At 77.3% G+C, this 6,390-nt stretch carries 7 protein-coding genes; 5 read left to right on the top strand and 2 right to left on the bottom strand.

From position 1 onward, the window contains the following. Nucleotides 1–185 precede the first annotated feature (185 nt). A complete protein-coding gene (locus tag E9549_RS22115) occupies nucleotides 186–1,631 on the bottom strand; it encodes a PLP-dependent aminotransferase family protein (RefSeq protein WP_236828752.1) in 1,446 nt (481 codons plus the stop codon). A 248-nt stretch (nucleotides 1,632–1,879) separates the two neighbouring features. Continuing rightward, nucleotides 1,880–2,824 (bottom strand): cobalamin biosynthesis protein, encoded by a 945-nt coding sequence (locus E9549_RS22110; protein WP_236828751.1) that lies wholly within the window; start codon nucleotides 2,822–2,824, stop codon nucleotides 1,880–1,882. Nucleotides 2,825–2,875: 51 nt separating this feature from the next. Here E9549_RS22110 and def point away from each other — a divergent pair, with 51 nt between their 5' ends. The 5 genes from def to E9549_RS22085 all read left to right on the top strand — a co-directional run bounded on the left by def (nucleotide 2,876) and on the right by E9549_RS22085 (nucleotide 6,235). Continuing rightward, nucleotides 2,876–3,433: a peptide deformylase gene (def, locus tag E9549_RS22105; RefSeq protein ID WP_236828750.1), complete on the top strand. Its 558-nt coding sequence runs from the start codon at nucleotides 2,876–2,878 to the stop codon at nucleotides 3,431–3,433. Between the two features lie 78 nt (nucleotides 3,434–3,511). Beyond that, a complete protein-coding gene (locus E9549_RS22100) occupies nucleotides 3,512–4,006 on the top strand; it encodes an FBP domain-containing protein (protein WP_236828749.1) in 495 nt (164 codons plus the stop codon). A 44-nt stretch (nucleotides 4,007–4,050) separates the two neighbouring features. Then, nucleotides 4,051–5,229 carry a glucose-1-phosphate adenylyltransferase family protein gene (locus tag E9549_RS22095; protein WP_236828748.1) on the top strand — a complete coding sequence of 393 codons (1,179 nt, stop codon included), beginning with the start codon at nucleotides 4,051–4,053 and terminating at the stop codon, nucleotides 5,227–5,229. Between the two features lie 41 nt (nucleotides 5,230–5,270). After that, the gene (locus E9549_RS22090; protein ID WP_236828746.1) at nucleotides 5,271–5,600 is read left to right on the top strand and encodes a tetratricopeptide repeat protein; all 330 of its coding nucleotides are present in this window, start codon (nucleotides 5,271–5,273) and stop codon (nucleotides 5,598–5,600) included. Nucleotides 5,601–5,725: 125 nt separating this feature from the next. Further along, nucleotides 5,726–6,235 (top strand): FKBP-type peptidyl-prolyl cis-trans isomerase, encoded by a 510-nt coding sequence (locus E9549_RS22085; RefSeq protein WP_236828745.1) that lies wholly within the window; start codon nucleotides 5,726–5,728, stop codon nucleotides 6,233–6,235. Nucleotides 6,236–6,390: the final 155 nt, after the last annotated feature.

Here is a 6,390-nt window from a genome sequence, read left to right as displayed (position 1 = left end):
GCGGTGGGGCGGGAGCGGGGGAGCGACGGCGAGGACATGGTCGACCTCCAGGACGGAGGCGTGCCGGCGACCGGCAGGCACGGGGCGCCGGTTGCTCGACGCCCGGCGCCCCGGCCCCACGCGGGGTACCGGACCTCCCGAACACCGTGACCGTACGTCCGCCCGGCGGTGCCCGCCAGCACGGATCAGACCACGGTGAGCGGGCGCGGCGGCCGGGCGTCCGCGGGTGGGCGCGCCTCCCGGTCGAGCCGGGCCAGCACGCCGACGGCGGCGCGCAGCCGTTCCGGCGGCAGGGTGAACGGGAGCCGGAGGTGGTCGTCGAAGGCGTGCCCGGTGCCGAAGGCCCGGCCCTCGGCGAGCAGCAGCCCGCGTTCCGCGGCGGCCGCGGTCAACGCCGCCGAACTGGTGCCGGGGGGCAGCCGGCACCACACGGCCAGCCCACCGGTGGGCGCCGGCGCCGTCCAGCCCGGCAGCTGCGCGGCGAGCTCGGCCAGCAGGACGGCGCGCCGCTCGCGGAGCAGGGCACGCCGCTGCTCGAGGATCTCGTCCAGCTGCCGCACGAGCACGGTGGCGGCCAGCTGGTCGAGCACCCCGACGGAGAGCTGGCGGCGGCTCAGCGCCTCGCCCAGCCGTGCGGCGAGGCCGGCCTCGGTGCGCAGCCAGCCGATGCGCAGGCCGCCCCAGACCGCTTTGGACAGCCCGCCGACGGTCACCGTGGCCGCGTCGGGGACTCCGGCGGCGAACGGCGGCGCGGTCGGTGCGTCGAGTTCCAGGCCCGTGGAGACCTCGTCGGCCAGCGTCACCACGCCGTGCTGCCAGAGGGTCGCCGCCAGCCGCCGCCGGCCGGCCGCCGAGAGGGCGGTGCCGGTGGGGTTGGAGCAGTCGGGCATCACGTAGGCCAGGCGGGGGCTGCTCTGCCGGGCCACCAGCTGGGCCGTGCGCACGAGCGCGTCGGGATCGGCCGGATCGACCGCGGCCGGGACGCAGCGCCCGCCGGCCGCCGCGACCAGGCCCACCGCACCCGGGTACGTCGGGTGCTCGACCAGCACGCGGTCGCCGGGCTCCAGCAGGGTGTCCAGGGCCAGGGCGGCGGCGTCGCCGACGCCCGCGGTCACGACCACCTGGTCGGCGTCGGTGGGCAGCCCGCGGGAGGTGAACCAGCCGGCGACCGCCGCGCGCAGCTGGGGAAGCCCGCTCGGGGCGTAGCCGTGCGCGGGCAGGTGTGCCGGCAGCTCGGCGAGCGCCTGCTCGTAGGCGGGCAGGAGCTGGGGCGCCGCCTCCGGTGCCGCGTGGGCCAGGTCGATCACCCCCGGTGCGGTGCTCGGCGGCGTCCAGCCGGACGGCACGTCGGGCAGCGCGGTGACCGTGCCCGACCCGTGCCGGGTGCGGGCGAAACCCTCCTGGCGCAGCACCCGGTAGGCCGAGGCCACCGTGACCCGGCTGACGTCCAGCTCGCCGGCGAGCTCGCGTTCCGCGGGCAGCCGCACCTCCGCGGAGAGCGCCCCGGTGGTCAGCAGGTCACGGACCCGGCGGGCCAGCCCTGCGTACAGGGGCGTGGGCAGCCCCTCGACCGGGCCGACGAGGGTGGCGAGCTCTCTGGCAGCTGTGGACCGCTGCGACCCGGGTGGCATGCAGCCACCATGCCGGATTGGCCTGCAAGACACCAGCCCATACGGTGCCACTCTCCTGTCATGGACACAGGTGGAATCGTCGCGCTGGTGCTGGTCCTGCTGGGGCTGGGCTACCTGTCGGTGGCCACCCTCCGCATCACGCTGCGGGGCGGCCCCGGCCCGGGTGACCCGCCGGCCAGCCATCCCCGGGTCGACCCGGCGGGCTTCCCGGTGCTCGCCCGGCCGCGCGGTGCGTTCGACCGGGGTGGTCAGCGGCGCAGCCGGCGCCCCAGGACCGCCGCCGTCGCCGCGGCGATCCAGACCGCGCGGGAGAGGGCCACGGCCCGGGGGACGTCCGCGGGGACGGGCGGCCGGCCGTCGCCGAGCGCCGGCCGCTCCTCGACCCGGCTGCCGTAGACGTTGCGGCCGCCCAGTCGCAGGCCGAGCGCCCCGGCGAGCGACGCCTCGCAGCGCCCGGAGTTCGGGCTGGGGTGGGCGGCGCCGTCGCGGCGCCAGGCGCGCAGGGCGCCGGCGGCCGACCCCCCCACCAGGGGGGCGCAGCCGGCGGTCAGCGCCGCGGTCGCCCGGGCGGGCAGCCAGTTGGCGACGTCGTCGGCCCGGGCGGCGGCCCAGCCGAACCGCGCGTACCGCGGCGACCGGTGGCCGACCATGGCGTCCAGGGTGTTGACCGCCCGGTAGCCCAGCAGCCCGGGGAGGCCGGCCACCGCACCCCAGAACAGCGGGGCGACGGCGGCGTCGGAGGTGTTCTCGGCGACCGACTCCACCGTCGCGCGGGCCAGTTCGTCCCGGTCGAGCCCGCTCGGGTCGCGGCCGGCCAGCGCGGGCAGCGTGGCCCGGGCGGCGGCCAGGTCGCCGGCGGCCAGGGCGTCGTGCATCCGCACCGCCACCCGCCCGAGCGAGGTGCCGCCCAGGACGGCCCAGGTCGCCGTGGCGGTCACCGCCGCCCGCAGCACCGGGCGGGAGCGGGTGGCGCGGTCGGCGGCCAGCCCGAGCGCGGCGGTGCCGCCGACGAGCAGGGCCCAGTGGCCGGCGCCCGCGGCGCGGGAGTCGCGCCACGTGCGGCGCTCCAGCCCGGCGGCGGCCCGCCCGAAGCCGGCCACCGGGTGGCCCCGCCGCGGATCGGCGAGCGCGAGGTCGGCCAGCGCGCCGAGGGCCAGCCCCAGCGCGGTCGCGGGATCGGGGCTCGGGCGCACCGCGCCATGGTGCCAAGTCCCGGCCGGGCAGCCGCTCCCTAGGATCGGCGCATGCGCCTGTTCGGCCGTTACGACGGCGTCGCCCGGCCGATCGTCACCTACGGCAGCGACCCGGTCCTGCACCGCCGGTGCACCGAGGTGACCGCGTTCGACGACGCGCTGCGGCGGCTGGTGCTCGACATGTTCGCCAGCATGGAGGCCGCCGACGGCGTCGGGCTGGCCGCCAACCAGATCGGCGTGGACGCCCGCGTCTTCGTCATCGACTGCCCGGACGCCGACGGCGAGGACGTCGTCGGCTACGTCGTGAACCCCGTCCTCACGGTGCTCCAGCCGGTGGGGGACGACCCGGCGGAGGAGGTCACCGAGGAGGGCTGCCTGTCGGTGCCCGGCCCCTACGCCGAGCTGCCGCGCGGCTTCCGGGCCCGGGTCGACGGCGTCGACCTGCACGGCGACCCGGTGGTGATCGAGGCGACCGGCATGGCCGCCCGCTGCCTGCAGCACGAGGTGGACCACCTCGACGGCACCGTCTACGTCGACCGGCTCCCGGCCGAGGTCCGCGACCGGCTGCTGGCCGAGGCGGCCGGCCCCGGTGGGGAGCTCCCCGCCTGAAAAACAGGTGAGCGCGCCGGGGGAGATCGCCGATGATCCCCGCCGGCACCCGCACCACCAGGAGAAGAGGCACCACCGGTGACACCGCTGTCCGAGGCCGAGATCCGGCGCTCGTTCGTCAACTGCTCGCGCGGCGAGGCGAGGACCCTCACCCTGCCCAGGGACCTCGACGAGCTCGACTGGGCCGACCGAGACGTGCTCGGCTGGCGCGACCCGAAGGCGCCGCTGCGGGGCTACCTGGTCGCGCAGGTCGACGACGAGACCGTGGGGGTCGCCGTCCGCGCCGCCGAGAGCAGCATGTCCAGCCGGACGGCGGCGATGTGCCTGCTCTGCCAGACGGCGCAGCCCGGCGACGCCGTCTCGCTGTTCACCGCGCGCCGCACCGGGGACGCCGGGCGCAACGGCAACACCGTGGGCACCTACATCTGCGCGGACCTGCGCTGCTCCACGCGGGTGCGCACCGAGATCCCGCCGTGGCTGCGCGACCGGGACCCCGAGGAGGTCGTCGCCGAGCGCGCCCTGGAGCTGCGGGAGCGGGTGCGCGGCTTCCTGGACTCGGTGCGCCGCCCCTGACGGCCGACGGGTGGACGAGCCCCCGGCGGGGTAGCCCGCCGCGCATGGCGCTCCCACGGATCCTCGTCCTCGTGCTGGCCGGTGGCGCCGGCGGCCGGCTCGAGCTGCTCACCGAGCAGCGGGCCAAGCCCGCCGTGCCGTTCGCGGGGGTCTACCGGCTCATCGACTTCCCGTTGAGCAACTGCCAGAACTCGCAGATCTCCGACGTCTGGGTCTCCATCCAGTTCCACCCGACATCGCTGCACGACCACCTGTCCAACGGTCGGCCCTGGGACCTGGACCGGACGGCGGGCGGGCTGCTCACCCTGCCCCCGTACAAGGGCACCGAGCGCGGCGGCTGGAACACCGGCACCGCCGACTCGCTCTGGCGGCACGCGGAGCTGATCCGCGCCTTCGACGCCGACGCGCTGGTCGTGGTGAGCGCCGACGCGGTCTACAAGCTGGACTACCGGGAGGTCGCCGAGGCCCACCTCGGCTCGGGCGCCGAGGTCACGATGGTCACGACCGAGGTGGCCCCGGACGACGCGTCGCGCTACGGCATCGTCGAGGTCGCCGACGGCGGCCGGGTCAGCGGGTACGCCTACAAGCCCGACGAGCCGGCGACGACGACGGCCACCAACGAGGTCTTCGTGTTCTCCCCGACCCCGACGCTGGACCGGCTGGAGGCGCTCAACGCCGACGTGGGGGAGGAGGGGCTGGAGGACCTGGGGTCCCACCTGCTGCCCGCGCAGACCGCCGACGGCCTGGCCCGGGCCTTCCCGCTGGACGGGTACTGGCGCGACGTCGGCACGGTGCCGGCGTACTGGGAGGCGCACCGGGAGTTCATCGCCGAGGAGCCGCCGCTGGACCTGGACGCCCCGCGCTGGCCGGTGCACACGCGCGGCGGCCGGCACAGCGCCGCGCGGGTGCTCAGCGAGGCCCGGGTCGAGGACAGCCTGATCTCCGGTGGCACCCGGGTGGGCGGGGACGTGCGCGGCTCGGTCCTCTCGCCGGGCGTCGTCGTCGAGGCCGGGGCCACCGTCGTCGACTCGGTGCTCCTGCCCGGCGTGCGGGTGCGTGCGGGGGCGACCGTGACGCGGTCGGTGCTCGACGACGGGGTCGACGTGGGACGGGGCGCGTCGGTCGGTGGTGACGGGGAGATCACCCTGGTCGGCCGGGCGGCGCGGGTCGCCGACGGCAGCGAGCTCGCCGCGGGGGCCCGCTTCCCCGAGCCGGAAAGGTGACCGGCGGGAAGCCGCCGCCGTGCGCGGACGTTGGGGACGGCATGACCCAGCCGTTCGAGATGGACCTGCACTCGGAGTTCCTCCGCGCCGACCTCCTGCTGAACATGGGTCAGCCCGACGCGGCCGCCCGCATCCTGCAGCCCGTCGTGGACGCCGAACCGCGCAACGAGGCGGCGCTGGAGCTGCTGGCCCGGGCCTACTACGGCTCGGCGCAGCTCGGGCCGGCCGAAGCGGCGCTGACCCGGCTGGTGGACCTGGCGCCGAGCAACGGGTGGGCCCGCCGCGCCCTGGCCCGCACGCTGGAGCGGCAGAGCCGGGGCGGCGAGGCGGCGGTGCACCACCGGGTCGCCGACGCCCTGGGCGCCGCCTGACCGGCCTCCCCGGCGCGCTCTGGGACCATGGCGGGCAGGGCCGCGCCGCCCCGTGGCCCTGCCCGCGGCGCGCGCCGGCCGTCCCGCCCGCACCGATCCGAGCGCCCGCTCGCCCAGGAGACCCGATGAACCGCCGCACCGTCCCCGGCACCCTGCTCGCCCTGACCCTCGCCCTGACCGCCTGCGGCGGCGAGGACGGGACGGGCTCGTCGATCGAGCAGCCGACCTCGGTGGTCGCCGAGGGGATCAGCACCGACCTGTCGGAGGCCCCGCAGGTCCCGGCGTCCGACACCCCGGCGCCGACCGGGCTCGTCGTCGAGGACGTCGTCCGGGGCGGCGGCGAGGAGGCCGTGGAGGGCTCCACCGTCGCCGTGAAGTACGTCGGCGGCTTCTACGAGACGGGGGAGGAGTTCGACTCGTCCTGGAGCCGCGGGGCGGACGAGACGCTGCCGGTGACCCTCGGCGCGGGCCAGGTGATCCCGGGCTTCGAGCAGGGGATCGCGGGCATGCAGGTCGGTGGCCGCCGCGTGATCACCATCCCCAGCGAGCTGGGCTACGGCGAGCAGGACCGCGGGCCGATCCCGGGCGGCTCCACGCTGGTCTTCGTGGTGGACCTGGTCGAGGTCAGCGGCTGACCTGGCGTTCCGCACCGGCGGCTGCGCGGGCGGTCACGGCACGCGCAGCCGCCCGCCCCGCGTCGCGCTCTGCGCCGTGCCCATCAGCTTCCCCAGGATGCTCATGCCGCGCTGGGTGCCCACCGGCACCCCGGCGGAAGCGCCACCGGGCGGGC

Origin of the sequence: Blastococcus sp. MG754426 (genome assembly GCF_021699055.1) — a bacterium.
GTDB lineage: Bacteria > Actinomycetota > Actinomycetes > Mycobacteriales > Geodermatophilaceae > Blastococcus.
The sequence above is the reverse complement of the archived record's forward strand: the minus strand, read 5'-3'. Positions and strand labels throughout refer to the sequence as shown.

What these genes read in the sequence shown, in the direction of transcription:
- E9549_RS22090 (WP_236828746.1), top strand. Translation starts at nt 5,271, where the DNA reads ATGACCCAGCCGTTCGAGATGGACCTGCACTCGGAGTTCCTCCGCGCC.
- E9549_RS22095 (WP_236828748.1), top strand. Translation starts at nt 4,051, where the DNA reads ATGGCGCTCCCACGGATCCTCGTCCTCGTGCTGGCCGGTGGCGCCGGC.
- def (WP_236828750.1), top strand. Translation starts at nt 2,876, where the DNA reads ATGCGCCTGTTCGGCCGTTACGACGGCGTCGCCCGGCCGATCGTCACC.
- E9549_RS22115 (WP_236828752.1), bottom strand. Translation starts at nt 1,631, where the DNA reads ATGCCACCCGGGTCGCAGCGGTCCACAGCTGCCAGAGAGCTCGCCACC.
- E9549_RS22085 (WP_236828745.1), top strand. Translation starts at nt 5,726, where the DNA reads ATGAACCGCCGCACCGTCCCCGGCACCCTGCTCGCCCTGACCCTCGCC.